This is a genomic window from Streptomyces sp. NBC_01433, from assembly GCF_026340105.1.
Lineage (GTDB): Bacteria > Actinomycetota > Actinomycetes > Streptomycetales > Streptomycetaceae > Streptomyces.
The window spans coordinates 34,424-50,385 of the sequence record NZ_JAPEPM010000008.1 but is presented as its reverse complement, the minus strand read 5'-3'; the positions used below and the strand labels follow the sequence as shown (position 1 = coordinate 50,385).

The following is a 15,962-nucleotide window of genomic DNA, read 5'->3' as shown; positions in this document are numbered from 1 at the left end:
GGTTCTGCCTCCTGTGCGAGGTGAGCGCGGACCCCGGTCCCCGCCTGGCAGTGAGTGCCGGGGTCCGCGCGGAAGTGGTGGTCGGGTCGTACGGGGTGCGGGCTCCCGGCCCCCGCCTGGCAGTGAGTGCCGGGAGCCCGCGGTTCGGTTGGTTCAGGCGGCGGCCGCGAGGCCGTCCACGCACACGGCGCACTCCTTGAGCGCGGTGGAGATCGTGTACTCGCGCACCACCCCGCAGGTCGGGCAGGTGCGGCGCTTGCGGCGGGCCGCCTCCAGCGAGGCGACCTGTCCGGGGGAGCGCTCCTTGGGCGGGCCCGCCAGCGCGACGTCGAACAGGTACGCGCGGCGCAGGCCCAGCTTCTTGTTGTTCCAGAGGATCTGGCCGGCGGGCGGCTGATGGGGCCGCAGCCCCATCTCCACCAGCTGGTCGCGGGTCTTCAGGTGCGACGGTGCGAGCTTCCACGGCCACGTCGGGATCTCGAACCGCTCGGCGTCCGGATCCCAGAACCTGACGTACCCGCGTCCCATCAGCCGACCAGCTGCAGGGGCTTGTCACCGCTGTGCTCGGCGACGGCCTCCTTGATCCGCGTACGGCACCAGGTCTCCCCGCGCATGACGCGCATGTGCTGCTCGGGGATGTCCTTCTGGAAGTACCGCTGGACGTCGCGCCAGCCGACCTCGTGGCCCGCGCGCAGCTGCTCAAGGATCCACTCGCGGGCCGTGCGCTTCTCCGCCTCGGCCTGCTCCGGGGTGGCCGCGCGAGCGGTCTCCGCCGCGAGCGTGCGGGCCGCGCGCGCCTGCTTCGCGGAACCCTCCTGGATGCCCTTCTCCCGGCCTCGCGCGGCCGGGGGGTTGTTGGGTTTGACCTGCGGCTTCGCCGCGAGCGTGCGGGACTCCTGCGCGGCCTGCGCGGGCTTCTGGCCCGCTGTGTCGCTAGCCGAATTGATCTCCTTCGCGAACGCCGTCACGCGAGCCGTGCGGGCAGCGTTCGCGGGGTCCGCGAGGATGCGCGCGATGGCTTGCGGGTCGATCGCCCACGCCTTGTCGGCGGGCACCTCGCGGACCGGCTCCAGCGGCGCGGCGAACAGATCGAGCGAGGCGGTCAGCCTCGGCTCGCACGCCTTCTCCGCGTGCTCGGCGACCTTCTCGGCGAGCTTGTTGTGCCGCTTGAGCGTCCGCTTCGTCAGCCCCGGCTCGGTGCCGCGCACCTGCCGCCACGCGATGGCCCACGCCTCGCTCTCGTTCAGCGCGGGGATCGTCGCCGTCCGCAGCCACGACGCCCGGCGCGAGACCCTCGGGTGCCGGATCCGGCGCTGCAGCGCGAGCTTGATGTCGGCGGCGTCGCGCCCGCCGGCCGCGTGGCTCTGGGAGTGCATGTAGATGTCCCAGACCGCGACGCCGAACAGCGAGCTGGCGGCGAACACGACCGCGAGCTGAGGCTCGTCCAGGTGGTGCCACGCGTTCAGCGCGGCCGCCGTCAGGGCGAACACCCACGTCATGACCGTGTAGAGCTTGGCGGGCTTGTGGTTCTCCACCGCCCACTTGCGCATCCAGGCCATGGCCCAGGTCGCGCCCTCGATGAACACGGGCACCAGCAGCGCCAGTACCCAGAAGACACCGAGGCCGGTCATCGCCGAGAACTGCCCGGGGAAGGCGAAGGCGATCGAGGTGACGACCACCGTCATCACCCACGGCAGCGGCTGGCCGATCGCGGCGGCGAGCCGCTCGTTGCGGGCCTTGCGGGCGGCGGCCGCCTTCTCGCGGCGCTTCGTCCGCTCCTCGGCCTTCTTGGTCTTCGCCGCCGCCTTGCGCAGGTCCTTGCGCTCGGCGGCCTTCGCGCGGGCCTCTTCGATCTCGATCCCGGTCAGTGCGTTCGTACGCCGGGAGTTCGCGGCGGCCTCGGCCTGTGCCGCGCGTGCCTTGACCGCGTCCATCTGCTCGCGGCCGCGGTAGGTGGTTGCCTCGCTCATCGTCCGCCCCCATGCGTGATCGCTTCGACCAGTTCCGCGAGCACTTCGACCACCGTGGCGTGGGCGTTCGCGAGGTCCTCGGTGTCCGACTGACCGAAGACCACCAGGGCCTCACGGGCCGTCTTCATCGCGAGCTCCCTGCGCAGCCACCGGGTGCCCTCGTTCTCGCTGACCCGGATGCGGGTCGGGATCCTCTCCTCGATAAATGCGCTGGGCATCAGTGGCCCTCCAGGTTCGTCGCGGCGTACGCGGCCTGGGCCGCCCGCTCGCGGGGGGTCGTGATCGTCGTCAGGGACGGCCGGGGCGTCTCATCGGGCGTGAGCCCGTGGTCCTCGGGGCCGTCGGGGGAGAGGTCGGGGTGCTCGAACCACCAGCCGCCGTCGCCGGGGGCGTCGCAGCAGGGGCAGATCGTGTCCTGCCAGATCCGGCCGCGCTGCCACAGCGAGTGGGCGCCGTTGCCGACCGTGTCGGTGCCGAAGGACAGCGCGCCGTAGACCACGGCGACCGTCCAGAGCCAGAACGGGGTGGGCCGACCGGCGTATGTGCCGGCGGCGATCAGGGCGAGCGGCGCGAGGCCGATCCACGGGTGGTGGGCGCGGGCCAGCAGCCACTGCTTCGGCTGGCGGATCATCAGGCGGATGCCGTCGACGTCGACGGCGGCGGTCAGGAGCCAGCGGGCCAGCCGCTGCACCCGGCTCACGGGGCGGTCCTGGCGACCGGAGCGGTCATCGACCGCTCGAAGAGGATGACGGTCAGGACGGCGGCCGCCAGGACGACGCGGCCGGTGGCGGGGAGAGTGAAGCCGGTGAGCCAGGCGCCGCCCGCTATGGCGAGCGGGCCCCTGATCCACGTGGACAGGGAGTCGAGTCCGTGGGCGGTGCGCTCGCGCAGTTCGGAGATGACCGCGGTGTGGGCGGCGTCGGCGACGGCCAGCCCGATCACGGCGGTCACGGCCAGGGCGCGCTGCCACCAGGCGGTCTGGAGTCCCAGCACCCAGGCGGCGCCGCTGACGACGAGCAGCAGGTAGATCCACGTTCCGAAGGGGGTCTTCATGCCGCCCACCCCTTCCGGTCCTCGATGAGGCCGGCGTTGCTGCGGGGCCGGGGGAGCGGGACGACGTTGGTGGTGCGGGCCTGGCGGGTCCGGCGGGGGCTCGGCTTGCGCCGGCGGAAGTAGAAGTCGTTCTCGGCGTCGACCTCGTTGCGGCGTTCGGCGGGACCGTATCCCTCGGCGACGAACTCGGCGAAGGCCGCCAGGTCGTCCTCGGTCGGCGTGAAGCCGATCGCGGCCTCAACGAACTCGGTCTCGCTCACGATGCGCTGTCCTGCGACGATGACGTTCACGGGTCGGGTTCCTCTCACGTGGATGGACGGCCCGTGCGGCTCCCCGGTCGTTGCTTGCAGGCTGGCCGGGGGGCCGCGTCGTGCTCGGGCATGGCAGTTGGTGCGTGGACGGGAAGGGATTCGCACCCCACCTCCGCAGAGGCCCACTCGGGCCCGCCCTTTTGGTCGTGCTCCGCCTCGCCCCCATCACCTCCTTCGGTGGGGCTCTCGGCGGGACCTATTCGGTTTTCAAGGAACTTGCGGTACCGCTCGGGTGTCCTGCCGCGACGACGAATCGCGCGGTGGTTACCAGCCCGTTTTTGCGGCCGTTTTTGGCATGGCGGTGCCCCCGGTCTGATGACATGGGAATCTCGCCTCACTTCTTATGAGAAGTGCGCTGAGGAAGACGTTAGGGCTACCGTCCGCCTCCGTCAACTACTTCTCATGAGAAGTCGTTCGGGTGCGTCGTGCCCGGCACACCCGTCCGGTGGTGGGTCTACGGTGGCCTATGCCACAATCCACCGTCAAGTAGACGAGCCGCTAACCTGGCAGTGGCCTAAGCCAGTCATGGAGGAGAGTCCCGTTATGCCTGAGATTGACCGTCCAATTCCGCCTTACATGCAGGTGGTGAACGACCTGCGCGCACGCATCGTCGGGGGAGAACTCGCCGAGGGGGACACCGTTCCGAGCGAACGGCAGATCGCCGAGGACTGGGGAATCTCTCGCGCGACCGCGACCAAGGTCCTCGCCTCGCTCCGCTCCGAGGGGCTGGTTGAGTCTCTCCAGGGCATCGGCACCGTGGTCCGAGCCCGTGCCAGCCTCCACCACTCCCCGGCCGATCGGCTGCGGACGATGACCAAGACCGGACGGATCTACCCGCCCGGTCAGTACGCCGTCATCAAGTCCGCCGGCCTCGCCCCGGCGCCCGCCCACGTCGCCGAAGCCCTGGGGATCGCCGAAGGGGCGCAGGCGATCCGGCGTCATCGCGTGACCCACAACGAGGACGGCCCCGTCAGCTCCTCGGTCAGCTGGTTCCATGCCGAGTTGGCCGACGCGGTGCCGTCTCTGCTCGAGGCGGAGCGGATCCCGGGCGGTACGCCGGGCGCGATCGAGCAGGCGACCGGACGGTCCTGGATCGAGGGCCAGGACCAGATCGGCGCGAAGAACGCGACGGCCGAAGAGGCTGAAGCACTCGGTCTCGCCGAAGGAGCCGCGTTGATCGTGGGCCGCAACACGACGCGGGACGCCGAGGGCGGGGTCATCGAGTACGGCGAGTACATGAGCGCCGGCGACCGATGGAGCACCTACAGCTACACGCGAACACAGGACTGAGGCCCTAACTTCTCATGAGAAGTTGAGCTAAGGTTCGGCCATGACGAAAAGCCGTCCTCCACACGACACGACCCCGCGTATCAATGTGATCGCCGCTGATCTGCGGTCTCGCATTGACGCGGGGGAGTTCCCGCCGGGCAGCAAGCTGCCCTCCACCCGCCTGCTCGCGGCCCACTACGAGATCAGCGGGCAGGCCATCGCCCGCGTCGTCGCCCTCCTCAAGGCGGAGGGCGTCGTCGTCGGCAAGCAGGGCTCCGGGGTGTTCGTTCGCGAGTGGAAGCCCTTGGTCTACCGCCCGCAGCAGGAGTTCAAGCGGCTCCCGCCGAACGTCGACATCTTCACCAACCTGCTCTCCGCCGAGGGTCGGGTGGGAAGCCAAGAGATCGACATCACGACCGAGATCCCCGACGAAGCGATCCGCGGCCGACTGCAGCTCGCCGAGGGCGAGGAAGTCGCCGCCCGGCTCCGGACCAGGAGCATCGAGGGCGAGATCTACAACCTGAACGACTCGTACGTACCCCTGGCCCTGGTCGAAGGCAGCGACTGGATGAGCGAGGCCGATGTCGCTCGTGGAACCAACCAGGTGCTGGCTGACCTCGGCAGGGAGCTCGTCAAGGCGCTGGATGAGATCTACGTCCGGCCTCCGAAGGCTGCCGAGGTGGAGCGCCTCAAGCTGCAGTCCGGGACCTGGGTGATCGAGCACATCGTGACCACATTCGACCGCGACGACGTGCCGGTGCAGGTGACGGTCAACATTCTCGCCGCCGACCGCCACGTGATCGTCTTCGAGCGGGACAAGTACCCGCTGCCCGGAGAGGCGACCGACTCTTGATCCTCGTACGTGCCGAACTGGCGGACGTGCCGCGTCTGCTGAAGTTCCGAACCGATACGGCGCTGTGGCTGAGCTCCCTGGGCACCGACCAGTGGGCGAAGCCGTTTCCCGCCGAGCACATCATGGCCAGCATCAGGGCCGGGGAGGTCTTCCTCCTCAAGGAGCACCAGGCCGCCGACGCCGCCGCGACCATCACCCTCGATCGCGACGCCGACGAACGCCTCTGGACTCCGGAGGAGCGCGCCGAGTCGGCCCTGTACGTCCACAAGCTGACCGTGGACCGGAAGTACGCGGGTGCCGGCCTCGGCCCCCGCCTCTTGAACTGGGCCGGTGACCAGGCGTCGAACCAGGGTGCCACCTGGCTCCGGCTCGACGCCTGGACGACGAACACGCAGCTGCAGGCGTACTACCTCGGGCAGGGCTTCCGTCACGTCCGGACGTCCACCGACCCGACGGTGGTCTCGGGATGGGCCGCTCAACGCCCCGCTCGCCCTGCTGAGTACGACTTCGACGACCAGACGTTGACGGCCACCGTCCCGCCTGACGGGACGTGAACAGAGAACCCTGCCCGTCACATGGGAAACCCGGGCCTCAGCAACGAAAACCCGTGTTCAGCCGTTGGGCTGGCATGTAGGAAGAGGAAGATGTTCGAGCGCGTGTCGTAGCTATCCACTCTCACTGGCTGCGGAACGCAAGAAGCCCCGTCAAAGGACGGGGCCCTGTACGGACGGGTCGGGCTCTCACCCCCGGCCAGTCGAAGCTCTCCAGTAGAGGTGGAGGCCGCTCTCTATGAGCGTACGCAAGACCGTCGGGGCTAACCAGCCCGACGCTTCATCCGTCAAGGTCACTACGGCGCGTTTTGACCGGTTCGGCCGACGTTTCTCCGTGGGATTCCCCACCCCGGCCGGGACCGAAGTCCGCGCTCGCGGGGGTGTCCGCTTTGGCGAGTACACCCAGCTCATGACCAACATGCCCCTGTTTCACGAGCCCGCCTTCGCGGGCCGCGCCCCGGTTCTCGCGGGGGGTGCGCTGTGAGCGACTTCCACGACGAGAACGAGCTGTGGGCGGACGGCGTCCCGGAGGATGCCGAAGAGGCTGTCGCCGACCTTACCGAGGACGACCTCGACGAGCTCGACGGCCCGCCGGTGGAATTCCGCCGGGGCCGGCGCTCGCGCTTCCCGTTCGCGATGACCCCGCAGTGGGTCTTGCTGATGACGGAGCTGTCGCACCCGGCGTTCCGGCTGTACTGCCTGATGCTCGCGCACGTGAGCTCCGAGCGGGACGACCAGCTGGTGTGGCCGCACCAGAAGACGCTGGCCAAGCTGATGGGCTACAGCCGTAAGGCGTCCGTCCCGCCCCTGGTCAAGCTGCTGGTGAAGCTGGAGCTGGTGGAGGTGGAGGAGAAGCGGTACGGCCACAACAACAGCCGTCGCCGCAACGTCTACACCGTCCACGAGGAGCCTCCGGCCCACTGGAAGGGCTGGGCCTCGCTGAAGGAGTTCTACGCCGCCGAGAAGGCGGAGCGGAAGGCGGCGCGGGCCGCCGAGCAGAAGGCGGCGGCCGCGGCGACGAAGGCGGCGGCCAAGGCCAGCAAGCCGCGCGGTTCCGCAGGCCAGGGCCAGGATGCTCCTGCTCCCGCGCCGTCTCCGGAACACGGCAAGAGCGGTGAGGCCGCTCCGGCCGGGCGGGGTCACGGTGAGCCGGGGAGCTCCGCCGCACCCGCCGGCGCGAAGCCGCCCCGGAAGAAGGCACCCGCGAAGAAGGCGCCTGCGAAGAAGGCGGGCAAGGCGGGGGTCCGGATGACCCGGGAGCAGGCGGCCGCGGTGGCGACGGTGGAGGCGGCCTGGCCCGCCGAGCTCGCCGCGCTGCTGCCGAAGTACCGCCCGGACGTCATCCGCGACGCGGTCCTCGAGGCGCTGGACTTCGGGCGCTCGCCGCAGCAGCTGGTGGAGCGGGTCCAGCGGCGGTGGTCGCTGCACGGCTACTCGGACGCCCTGCTGCCCGGCGGCAAGGGCATCGACACGCCGGTCGGCGTCGCGGTCGGCCTGGTCCGCCCGTCGACGGACTGCCCGGACCCGATGTGCGAGGACGGCACCACGCTCCACATGAACGACGCCTGCCCGAAGTGCATCGAGCGCCGGATCGACCGCAAGGCCGATCACCGTGCGGGCCGGGTGCCCGACCAGCGCAAGGACCGGGGGCCGGCCCCGCAGTGGTGGACGTGTGAGGGGCCGGACTGCGAGAAGCCGGGCAAGGGCGAGCGCCCGGAGGACGGCCTGTGCGCCACCTGCCGCGAGGAGATGAAGGCGGCGACCGATCGTCTCGCCGCCAAGTTCGCCGCCGAGGACGCCGAGCGTCAGCGCCGCGCTGATGTCCAGTGGCAGGAGCTGGTGGAGGAGGCGTACGCCGAGCAGCAGGAGCGCGAGGAGCGGGCCGCCGAGGAGCAGGCGGCCGCCGCCGAACGCGAGCGTCAGCGGGCCGCTGACGCTGCCGAGAGCCAGCGGATCCGCGAGGAGCTGCTGCGCGAGCACCCCGAACTTGCCCAGTACGCGCAGGCGCAGGCGTGAGGAGTCGACGATGACGATCCGGCACGGACGATCGCGGGCGGTCGGGGTGTCGCCCGAGATCCTGGCGGCGGGCCTGTCGCTGGCCGACCTCGGGCTGTACGTGAAGGTGGAGCAGCTCCAGGACGTCCTGGAGGGCGACGTCACCGTCGACGCCGTCGTCCAGGCGCTCGTCCACGGAGCGACCGGCCCCGTCCCCGGCTCCACCGCCGAGGACCTGCGCGCGGGCGTGGAACGCCTGGTGCGCTGGGGGATCTACACGCTGTAGGCGGGGCCGCGCGGCCTCTCCAGCCGTCGCTCAGCCGCAGCCCGGACCGGGCTGCGGCGCTTCGGCATGTCCGCCCGCAGAGCACACGCACCCCGGCCGCCGGCTGCACCGCCGACCGAACGCGCTCGAACGGCTCGCCCACACCTATGCATCACGACGCGACGGTGCACCCCGCGACGTCCAGTGCCTGCGTGATGAGCCCGTGCTCGTCGTCCGAGAACGGCCGGGTGGAGTCCCACTCGTTGCGCCCGTCGAACCCGAACAGGATCACCGGCCCCCGGGTCTCGGGGGCGGCCTGGACCGGGAACCCGGCGACGTGCGCGAGCATCGCCGCGGCGTAGGGGTTCGGGGCGTACTCGTCGCGCAGGACCAGGGCGCAGTCCGACGTGGCGATCCGCAGCCGTGCGTCGTCGCTCAGGAACGCGCGCCCGATCCCGTGCGGCCCGAGCTGCTTCTCGGCGCGGGCGATCCGGTCGCCCCACTCGGCGCGGCCGTCGGGGTGGACCAGGACGTAGACCGGTGTCGTTGCCATGCGGAGGTTCCTCCCGGGAGACGGCTCGCGGACGCAGCATCGTCGTGCGTCCACGACGTGCCCTGTCCAACGATCGGGGGTCCTCTCAGGTGCGCTGAGCTGCGCGAACGCTTGAGTTACCGGCTCCCGGCCATCGGCCCGGAGCCGTGCCCGGCTCGCGCGGCCGCCGTACGGCTGTGTCGCACTTGGCCTCTGACCTGGGGAAACGTTCGAGTTAAGCCGTCCCGGCGGTGGTCTCCCGCGCCCTTAACTCGAAGATCCACATGCCGCGCCCGGGGTATCCCGGGGTCCTTAATTGAAGCGTTTCCGCAGGTCAGCCCGGAGATACGGTTTTCCGTATCTCCGGCGGTACGGTTTTGCGTACCACCGGTGGTGCGGTTTTCCGTATCGCGTTAACTAGACGAAGATCCTTAACTAGACGAAGTACCGAACCAGAGACAGCGCCTTCGGCGCGTAGCGCCGCTGACGCCCGGAGGGCTATCTGCGGGTAGTAGCGCGCGTGGGCTCGCGAGGCGGCTCCGCCGCGTCCGCCGGCGCAAGCGCCGAGGGGATCACCTCGGTCAGGGAGGACAGGCAGGGCGGCGGGCCGGTGGTCCCGGAACAGCGCCGCGGCGGGCCCGGCCTGGGTGGGCACCAACTCGCCGGATCGGTGAGCGCATCAGGTGGTTTCCCCTAACAGGCCCTTGCGCGGCTCTCCCCAGTGGGTCCAGTCCTCCCGGTACTGGACCCACTGCCATTTTCCGGGCCGACCCCCTCACGCTGAAAGCGCAGGTTGGAGCCGCAACCACGGCGCGGCCGCAGACAACCGAACAGCCGAGCGACCGGCAGGGCCGCTCTAAGAGCGCGAGGGCCTGTTAGGGGTCAGAGGAGAGGGGCGCGGGGCCCGTCACCCGTTCGGGTGAGGGCCGGTGCCGGGCTGACGGCATCGTCGTGGCCGGCGTAGTGACGGGCCCCGCGCCGTGGGGGCTGGCCTGAGTGCGTACGTGCAGGTCAGGAGATATGACGTCCCTCCGGGACGGCTCAACTTCCCCAATCGGCTCCGCCGGGGCGCCACAGGCGCCCCGGCTCCACCGATGGACAGCGGACGGGCTTCGCCCGGCAACTGGAAGAGCGGGGTGGCGCGTCCGTAGATCGCCGTCTGACGGCCGTTCGTGGGTTCGGGGTGGAACGGGGCCCCCGCCGCGTGATCGGCGCTCTCCGGGCCGTACAGGGGCCTTCCTGGGGCTTTCCTGGTCGGGGGCGTAATCCGGATGTGGGCACGGTGGGGCTGATGGCGCACCGGGCGGTCGACGATGCGCGGGCCCGGGAAGCGGCCTGCGTCGCCCTCTCCCGGACGATCACCCGGCGGATGCCCACCGGGAGGGCCGGGGTGCTGCTCGGCGCTCTCGCGGCCGTTGAGGGCTTCGGGGTGCCGGGGGCGGAGCGGCGGCCGCGGACCGGGCCGCGCACGCGCGCAGCAGCTCTTTCCTACGGTTCACCTTCGGTTCCCTACAGTTCTGGGGGTCGGAATCTGACCCCTCCCAGGGTCGGAAACTGACCCCCCGCCGGGTCGGAATCTGACCCGGGGGGTCTGAAAGCGCCCCGGTCGGAACCTGACACCGACCTGCCGGAAACCGGCACCTCCGCCGGCCTCTGCTCTGTTCCCTCCGGTTCCTTTCGGTTCACTTCTGTTCTGGGTGCCGGTAGCCGGTACATCGACCTGCCGGCGACCGGCACACCGAGGTACCCGCTACCGGCACCCCACCTGCCGGTTTCCGGCACCCCGGGCCCTGGCGGACGGCCCGGAAACCGGCACCTCCGGCGTGTCAGCGGATCGCTGACGCCGGAAAGAGCTATCTGTTTCGCTGAGCAAATGGATAGCTGAGCGAGTTTCCTTTGCGCTTGGCTGAACGAGTAACTGAATGGGTAGCGCGAAGCGACTTTTACAGCTCCCATTTTCGCTAGCGGAAATGCTCGCTTAGACGTAATGGGGCGGGGTCGGGTTTCCGAATTCTCCCGCGCGTGTGCGGGGTCCCGCGTGACGATGACCTCGGGTTTTCGGCGAGGAAGGGGAGGAAGCGCGTGAGCATGATGCGCAAGGGCTGCTCGGTGGCCACCACGTTCACGGTGGAGGAGCTGGCCTATCTGGCATCGCGTCCGGTCGGCGCGAACGTGGTGGAGGCGTTCGCGTGGTGCGAACTGGAGCCGGGCCACGAGGGGGAGTGGCACTACGCGCTGGGACAGTCGGCGAACGACGGCCGCTGGTGGCTGCGCTGGAAGCCGACCGGCCGCGAGCTCCTGGTCCGCGAGAGCTGCACCGCCAAGGGCGAGCCGCTGCCCGTCCCGCCGAAGCGGCAGTATCCCGACGCGCCCCACCTCGACGTCGAAGAACCCGTCGTTCCGCAGGAGCGGCCCTGCCTGCTGTTCGCCGAGCACCCGGGTGTGCACAGCTTCGCCCTCAGGTTGGGCCACGGCGACCGCCGTCCGGCGCTGAGCGTGGGCCAGGTGCGCCGTGCGTGGCACACGCTCGCCGACGACACCCCGATCCGAATCGCGGCGGCCGGCACCGGAGTGCTCACCGAGAACGCCGCCGAGGTGCTGGTGCAGGCGACTGGCGAGGCGTGGCTGCAGAACTCCCCGTCCGGCGGGGTGCGCGGCATCGCGGTCCTCCTGGCCGGTCTCGGTGCGCTCCCCGCGCAGGTCACTGCGCCGGACGACGGACCGGAGCCGGACACCGCGGCGGACGCCGGCGGGAAGAAGAAGGTGCCCGCCTACATCGCCGAGGCGCTGCTCGACCGACTCCGGAACACGGTCGTCGCGCTGCAGGGCACCGACCGCACGGTGACGCTCTCCTCGTTCGTCCAGGACGCGGTCGCCGCCGCCATCAAGGAGGCGGAGGGCAAGCACAACGGCGGCCGCCCCTTCCCCGCACGGCGCAAGGAGCTGAAGACCGGCCCCCCGATCGACTGAGCGAGGGGCGTGTCGCGGTCCCGGAGACCTGGCCGCCGCGGTGAGGCTGGGGCGGTGACGACGACCTGCGGGCACTGCGCCGCCTCGACCTGCCGCGAGTGCTTCCCCACCCCGCCCCCGCAAGACACCTTGTGCGCGGCGTGCGACCGGATGAAGTGCGCCGACTGCGGCGTGTGCGGGTGCGCCTCGCAGTGCGTCAGCTGCGGCGGGCCGCTGAGCAAGGCGTTCTCCGTGCACCCGGGCGGCGGGGCCTCCTGCTGGTGCGCGTGCGTGTGTACGGCGCTGGTGATGGAGCGGGAGGCCGTGGACGTCGACGCCTGAGCGAACACGGCGGCGCCCCGGAGGACACGATCCTCCGGGGCGCCGCTGTCGGTCCGTACGGGCTCACCCGGCGGCGGCCGCCTTCGAGGGGCGGCCCCAGCCCTGGCCCCGGTCGATCGCGGCGAGCAGCACCGGCTCCCAGCCGGCGGCCGCGAGCGAGGCGGTGTCGGCCAGGCCCGCGTCCGCGAGGGTGGACAGCTGCACCGTGTGCTCGATGCCCTCCGCCCACGCGTCGCGCACCGCCTGGCGGACCGCGACGCGGGCCTGCAGCTCGGCGGTGGAGTTCTCCTCGCCCGCCCGGCGCACCTCGGCGAGGGCGCGGCCGCGGGCGGCGACGTCGTCCAGGAGCACGGCGGCCTTCTCGGCGTCCGGCACTGTCGGCGCCCGGACGGCGGTCGGCTTCACGCCCCGGCGCAGCTGCTCCATGCGCGTGGGCAGCGGCTCCCAGGAGGGCTGGCCGGTCATCTCGATGTTCGTGTCGACGACCGCGCGGGTCCAGGCACGGGCCAGGCCGCGAGGCATCAGCGGCGTCCCGGCCGGGACCGGCTGGCCGTCCTGGTGATTGCCGTGCAGGGAGACCCACAGCGCGGTGGCGGTGCCGCCGACGCGCTCCAGCAGCCGCAGCCGCTCCGGCAGCCACCGCTTGAGGGCCGCCCTGGAGAGGCCGGACAGGGCGAGCAGCTCGGTGAACGCCTCCGCCTCGCTCCAGCCCTGCGGCCGGCGCACCACCCGCAGGTCCTCCAGCGTCGGCGAGAGGTCCTCGATCGTGCGGGCGCACATCTCGCCCGCCCGGATGCCGGTGTCGGAGACGACCGCGCCGACCGCGAGCATCCGCAGCTGGCTGGTGGTCGCGTCGGCGGAGTCGGCGAGCTCGGTGAGCTGGGAGCGCAGCAGGGAGCGGGGCCGCTTGGCCACGGGCGCCTTGCGCGGCGGGTCCGGCTGCGGCGGGAGCTCGGCGAAGTCCTCGGCGCCGCACGCCGTCACCAGGAGCTTGAGGACCTCCAGGCGGATCTGCTCGGAGTGATCCGAGCCCTTGGCCGGGTCGGCGGCCGTCCGCACGCGCAACTTCCCGGTGCGGGCCAGGCGCAGATAGACGTCGACCGGTTCGGCGGTGAAGACCTGGCGGACGCCGGCGTCGTCGGCGAGCGGGTGCTCGGCGTGGGCCAGGGCGCGGGTGTACTCGTTCGCCACCCACTTCACCTGGCGGGCCCGGGAGGCGGACACCGAGGGCCAGGACGTCACCTCGGCGGCCGCCGCGGCGAGCAGCTCGGCGCCGGTCAGCCTGCTGTCGACGACGTCGACGACTGTCTCCTCGACGCTCACGACGCCTCACCGCGAACGGAGGTGACCCGGCTGCGGGCGGCGGACTGTTCGGCGAGCAGCTCCACCAGGGCGGCCACGGCCTTGGTGGCGGCGGCGGCCTGCTTCCCGGTCGGCTTCGGCGTTTCGCCGCTGTACGGGGCGAGGTGGTACCGCACGCTCGACAGCCGGGCGGCCAGCCGTGCCGGGCTGCCGTCGGTGGCGAGCAGCTCCCCGATCGCGTGCAGCTCAGCCCGCGTCCCTGCGTGGTCCAGGCTCTGCAGGTCCCATGCGCCGGACGTGTCGTAGACCTGCTCGGCGACCTCCCGGATACGGTCCGCGTGCGCCACGCACCACGCCTCCTCGGCCCGGTCGCGGGCCTTGTCCAGGCGCTGGGAGGCGACGTCGCGGCCGCGGTAGGTCTGCGCGCCGCGCTCCAGGCGCAGGGCCCGGGTCTCGGCGGACTGCCGGGTTCCCAGCCCGAGCGCGTCGGCGACCTTCTGCCAGGACGCCCCGCGGGTGCGGGCGGCCCTGATGAGCTTGAGCTCCATGGTGTCCAGGTGCCGGCGGGCCTCGTCCACCTGCGAGAGCGCGGCGAGGACGTCTTCCGCCGGCACCTCGCGCGGCTCCTGGCCGTGCGGCACGTAGCCGCCGACGGCCACCAGTACGGAGGTGATCGCCTTCTCCGGGGACAGCGAGCCGCCGTACCGGGCGTCATTCTCGTCGCCGTAGCGCTCCGTCAGGAGCTTCTCGGCGGCCCGCTTCGTCTCGTGATGCTTCACGTAGTCCTTCGCCATGAGCGTCAGCATTCCACTGACACTCTCGGAACGTCAGCATTCCGCTGACAGTGCTATCGGGTGTGCGATCCAAACCGGACAGCACATAAGCCACTCAATCCGCTCGCCATACCGCTAGCGGAAATGCCAGACACCACGACTGAGCGGCTCAGATACCTGTTTGTCAAGCCTGTCAGCAACAGACGGAGAGAGCCGTCATGATGACCGGTAACGCTCGCTGTCGCGCGAGCCGTCCGGTGCGAGCCGGACGCCGGGTCGGCCTCGCCGCCGCCCCGGCATCGAGCCTATGAGCTGGCCTGCACGAGTCGGGCGAGCGGATTGGAGGACTACTGATGATGGCTCGCCCAGCGGCGGATGCTCGTCGCGCCCGCCGCATCGCCCTGCTGAACAACAAGGGGGGCGTCGGGAAATCCGGCACCACCGCCCGACTCGCCGAGGCCCTGGCGAAGGCGGGCAAGCGGGTGCTCGTCATCGACATGGACCCCCAGGGCAACAGCTCCGGGATGCTCGGCTGGCGATACGACCCGGAGCTGAAACAGCCGACGATCAGCCAGGCCATCAAGGCCAACACGGACCCCAACGAGGCTCTGGGGTGCGCTCGCCAGGTCTTCCAGCCGATCGGCTGGAAGTGCAGCTATGCCGAGCGGATCCAGATCGCGCCCGCGCGGCTGCCACTGGAGAACCGGATGTCGGAGGCCGGGATCGGCGGCGCCTGGCTCCGGCTGCGGCAGGCCCTGGAAGGCGCCGACAGCACTTTCGACTACGTGCTGATCGACTGCCCGCCCAGCCTGCTGCACCTCACTCAGCTCGCTCTCGCGGCCTCGGACGACGCGGTGATCGTGACCGACGCGGACGTCTACGCCATCGAGGGCGCGATCCGCGCACGCAACCTCATCGAGAAGAAGGCGGCCACCCACCTGAGCAACCCGGACCTGCAGATCCGCGGCGTGATCCTCAACAAGTTCCAGGACACCGTCCGCCAGCGCGAGCAGCGCGACTCCATCCACGACATCTTCGGCCCGCTGGTGTGGGCCCCGACGGTGAAGTACATCGAGTCCCTGGCGACCGCCAACACCAACTCCGTCTCCCTCGAGGAGTTCAAGGGCGACCGGGCCTCCGAGATCCGTGCCACCTACGAACTGCTCGGCCAGACCTTCCTGAAGGAGATTCCGCTCCCGTGACGCGCACCCGTACCGCTGAGAACCCGCAGCTGCCGGACGACGACGAAGACATCAACGTCGGCGACGACGCGAAGACGCCGAGGAAGCGCGCCGCCGTCACGCCGAACAGCCGTAAGCAGCTCGGTCGCCCGGAGCGCCGGCGCGGCCGCAAGCCCGGCCCGACCCGCGTGATGATGAACGTGCGCGTCCTGTTGGAGACCGACGACCTGGTCACCGAGATCGGTGAGGAGACCGGCATGGGCCCGCAGGACGTCACCGATATCGCGATCGCCCACTACGCCGCCTACCTGCGGCGATCCGGGAAGCTCCCCAAGGTCCCCAAGACGGTCCAGGCGGACCAGGAGGAGCAGACCGAAGCGTCCTGACCTCTCTCTCGCGAGCGGCCCCGTGGAACCGTCCACGGGGCCGCTCGCTGTTTCCTGGCGCCCTGTCAGTGCGGGGCGCTACCGTTTCCGTACGGCTAGACGCGTACTGCCGTGCACCGCCGTCCCGGCGCCCACGCCGCCCGGGACACCGTCGGTCAAGGTCTCTCGGGGCCCGCGAAGTTCAGCAACTGCTCTGTCCTGGATCGGCCCCGACGTACACACGGCCGGCG

General features: G+C 71.0%; 19 protein-coding genes. 10 read left to right on the top strand and 9 right to left on the bottom strand.

Annotation, left to right across the window (positions count from 1 at the left end; translation table 11 throughout):
• Nucleotides 1-153 precede the first annotated feature (153 nt).
• Genes OG413_RS45825 through OG413_RS45800 form a run of 6 tightly spaced genes read right to left on the bottom strand, consistent with a single transcriptional unit; the run spans nucleotide 154 to nucleotide 3,313 of the window.
• Nucleotides 154-528: an RRQRL motif-containing zinc-binding protein gene (locus tag OG413_RS45825; protein ID WP_266815872.1), complete on the bottom strand. Its 375-nt coding sequence runs from the start codon at nucleotides 526-528 to the stop codon at nucleotides 154-156.
• Nucleotides 528-1,970, bottom strand: a complete 1,443-nt coding sequence (locus tag OG413_RS45820) for a hypothetical protein (RefSeq protein WP_266815871.1) — start codon at nucleotides 1,968-1,970, stop codon at nucleotides 528-530. The genes OG413_RS45825 and OG413_RS45820 overlap by 1 nt, the downstream gene beginning before the upstream one ends.
• Nucleotides 1,967-2,188 carry a hypothetical protein gene (locus tag OG413_RS45815; protein ID WP_266815870.1) on the bottom strand — a complete coding sequence of 74 codons (222 nt, stop codon included), beginning with the start codon at nucleotides 2,186-2,188 and terminating at the stop codon, nucleotides 1,967-1,969. The genes OG413_RS45820 and OG413_RS45815 overlap by 4 nt, the downstream gene beginning before the upstream one ends.
• Complete coding sequence (locus OG413_RS45810; RefSeq protein WP_266815869.1) at nucleotides 2,188-2,670, bottom strand: hypothetical protein; 483 nt, start codon at nucleotides 2,668-2,670, stop codon at nucleotides 2,188-2,190. Before OG413_RS45810 ends, OG413_RS45815 begins: the two co-directional genes overlap by 1 nt.
• Nucleotides 2,667-3,023, bottom strand: coding sequence for a hypothetical protein (locus OG413_RS45805; RefSeq protein WP_266815868.1), 357 nt, complete (start codon nucleotides 3,021-3,023; stop codon nucleotides 2,667-2,669). The genes OG413_RS45810 and OG413_RS45805 overlap by 4 nt, the downstream gene beginning before the upstream one ends.
• Nucleotides 3,020-3,313 (bottom strand): hypothetical protein, encoded by a 294-nt coding sequence (locus OG413_RS45800; RefSeq protein ID WP_266815867.1) that lies wholly within the window; start codon nucleotides 3,311-3,313, stop codon nucleotides 3,020-3,022. The genes OG413_RS45805 and OG413_RS45800 overlap by 4 nt, the downstream gene beginning before the upstream one ends.
• A gap of 564 nt (nucleotides 3,314-3,877) precedes the next feature.
• Here OG413_RS45800 and OG413_RS45795 point away from each other — a divergent pair.
• The 6 genes from OG413_RS45795 to OG413_RS45770 all read left to right on the top strand — a co-directional run bounded on the left by OG413_RS45795 (nucleotide 3,878) and on the right by OG413_RS45770 (nucleotide 8,288).
• Complete coding sequence (locus OG413_RS45795) at nucleotides 3,878-4,624, top strand: GntR family transcriptional regulator (protein WP_266815918.1); 747 nt, start codon at nucleotides 3,878-3,880, stop codon at nucleotides 4,622-4,624.
• A 40-nt stretch (nucleotides 4,625-4,664) separates the two neighbouring features.
• Nucleotides 4,665-5,456 (top strand): GntR family transcriptional regulator, encoded by a 792-nt coding sequence (locus OG413_RS45790; protein WP_266815917.1) that lies wholly within the window; start codon nucleotides 4,665-4,667, stop codon nucleotides 5,454-5,456.
• Nucleotides 5,453-6,010 (top strand): GNAT family N-acetyltransferase, encoded by a 558-nt coding sequence (locus tag OG413_RS45785; RefSeq protein WP_266815916.1) that lies wholly within the window; start codon nucleotides 5,453-5,455, stop codon nucleotides 6,008-6,010. The genes OG413_RS45790 and OG413_RS45785 overlap by 4 nt, the downstream gene beginning before the upstream one ends.
• 235 nt (nucleotides 6,011-6,245) lie before the next feature.
• On the top strand, nucleotides 6,246-6,491 hold the full coding sequence (locus OG413_RS45780) for a hypothetical protein (protein ID WP_266815915.1): 246 nt from the start codon (nucleotides 6,246-6,248) through the stop codon (nucleotides 6,489-6,491).
• The gene (locus OG413_RS45775) at nucleotides 6,488-8,023 is read left to right on the top strand and encodes a helix-turn-helix domain-containing protein (RefSeq protein ID WP_266815914.1); all 1,536 of its coding nucleotides are present in this window, start codon (nucleotides 6,488-6,490) and stop codon (nucleotides 8,021-8,023) included. The genes OG413_RS45780 and OG413_RS45775 overlap by 4 nt, the downstream gene beginning before the upstream one ends.
• Before the next feature lie 10 nt (nucleotides 8,024-8,033).
• Nucleotides 8,034-8,288 carry a hypothetical protein gene (locus tag OG413_RS45770; RefSeq protein WP_266815913.1) on the top strand — a complete coding sequence of 85 codons (255 nt, stop codon included), beginning with the start codon at nucleotides 8,034-8,036 and terminating at the stop codon, nucleotides 8,286-8,288.
• Between the two features lie 151 nt (nucleotides 8,289-8,439).
• Here OG413_RS45770 and OG413_RS45765 read toward each other — a convergent pair whose 3' ends face one another.
• Nucleotides 8,440-8,820 carry a hypothetical protein gene (locus OG413_RS45765; RefSeq protein WP_266815912.1) on the bottom strand — a complete coding sequence of 127 codons (381 nt, stop codon included), beginning with the start codon at nucleotides 8,818-8,820 and terminating at the stop codon, nucleotides 8,440-8,442.
• Between the two features lie 2,061 nt (nucleotides 8,821-10,881).
• Between OG413_RS45765 and OG413_RS45760 the strand changes: the two genes are divergently transcribed.
• Together OG413_RS45760 and OG413_RS45755 are read left to right on the top strand one after the other, a co-directional pair.
• Nucleotides 10,882-11,769 carry a hypothetical protein gene (locus tag OG413_RS45760; protein ID WP_266815911.1) on the top strand — a complete coding sequence of 296 codons (888 nt, stop codon included), beginning with the start codon at nucleotides 10,882-10,884 and terminating at the stop codon, nucleotides 11,767-11,769.
• 54 nt (nucleotides 11,770-11,823) lie between these two features.
• The gene (locus OG413_RS45755) at nucleotides 11,824-12,090 is read left to right on the top strand and encodes a hypothetical protein (protein WP_266815910.1); all 267 of its coding nucleotides are present in this window, start codon (nucleotides 11,824-11,826) and stop codon (nucleotides 12,088-12,090) included.
• Between the two features lie 63 nt (nucleotides 12,091-12,153).
• Here the strand turns inward: OG413_RS45755 and OG413_RS45750 are convergent, their stop codons facing one another.
• Nucleotides 12,154-13,413 (bottom strand): hypothetical protein, encoded by a 1,260-nt coding sequence (locus OG413_RS45750; RefSeq protein WP_266815909.1) that lies wholly within the window; start codon nucleotides 13,411-13,413, stop codon nucleotides 12,154-12,156.
• On the bottom strand, nucleotides 13,410-14,186 hold the full coding sequence (locus tag OG413_RS45745) for a hypothetical protein (RefSeq protein ID WP_266815908.1): 777 nt from the start codon (nucleotides 14,184-14,186) through the stop codon (nucleotides 13,410-13,412). Before OG413_RS45745 ends, OG413_RS45750 begins: the two co-directional genes overlap by 4 nt.
• A gap of 332 nt (nucleotides 14,187-14,518) precedes the next feature.
• Between OG413_RS45745 and OG413_RS45740 the strand changes: the two genes are divergently transcribed.
• Together OG413_RS45740 and OG413_RS45735 are read left to right on the top strand one after the other, a co-directional pair.
• Nucleotides 14,519-15,367, top strand: coding sequence for a ParA family protein (locus OG413_RS45740; RefSeq protein ID WP_266815907.1), 849 nt, complete (start codon nucleotides 14,519-14,521; stop codon nucleotides 15,365-15,367).
• The gene (locus tag OG413_RS45735; RefSeq protein WP_266815906.1) at nucleotides 15,364-15,732 is read left to right on the top strand and encodes a hypothetical protein; all 369 of its coding nucleotides are present in this window, start codon (nucleotides 15,364-15,366) and stop codon (nucleotides 15,730-15,732) included. Before OG413_RS45740 ends, OG413_RS45735 begins: the two co-directional genes overlap by 4 nt.
• Nucleotides 15,733-15,962: the final 230 nt, after the last annotated feature.

Excerpts from the sequence above, each read along its gene's own strand:
- OG413_RS45770 (WP_266815913.1), top strand. The coding sequence starts at position 8,034 with ATGACGATCCGGCACGGACGATCGCGGGCGGTCGGGGTGTCGCCCGAG.
- OG413_RS45765 (WP_266815912.1), bottom strand. The coding sequence starts at position 8,820 with ATGGCAACGACACCGGTCTACGTCCTGGTCCACCCCGACGGCCGCGCC.
- OG413_RS45820 (WP_266815871.1), bottom strand. The coding sequence starts at position 1,970 with ATGAGCGAGGCAACCACCTACCGCGGCCGCGAGCAGATGGACGCGGTC.
- OG413_RS45795 (WP_266815918.1), top strand. The coding sequence starts at position 3,878 with ATGCCTGAGATTGACCGTCCAATTCCGCCTTACATGCAGGTGGTGAAC.
- OG413_RS45815 (WP_266815870.1), bottom strand. The coding sequence starts at position 2,188 with ATGCCCAGCGCATTTATCGAGGAGAGGATCCCGACCCGCATCCGGGTC.
- OG413_RS45825 (WP_266815872.1), bottom strand. The coding sequence starts at position 528 with ATGGGACGCGGGTACGTCAGGTTCTGGGATCCGGACGCCGAGCGGTTC.
- OG413_RS45745 (WP_266815908.1), bottom strand. The coding sequence starts at position 14,186 with ATGGCGAAGGACTACGTGAAGCATCACGAGACGAAGCGGGCCGCCGAG.
- OG413_RS45740 (WP_266815907.1), top strand. The coding sequence starts at position 14,519 with ATGATGGCTCGCCCAGCGGCGGATGCTCGTCGCGCCCGCCGCATCGCC.
- OG413_RS45805 (WP_266815868.1), bottom strand. The coding sequence starts at position 3,023 with ATGAAGACCCCCTTCGGAACGTGGATCTACCTGCTGCTCGTCGTCAGC.
- OG413_RS45790 (WP_266815917.1), top strand. The coding sequence starts at position 4,665 with ATGACGAAAAGCCGTCCTCCACACGACACGACCCCGCGTATCAATGTG.
- OG413_RS45780 (WP_266815915.1), top strand. The coding sequence starts at position 6,246 with ATGAGCGTACGCAAGACCGTCGGGGCTAACCAGCCCGACGCTTCATCC.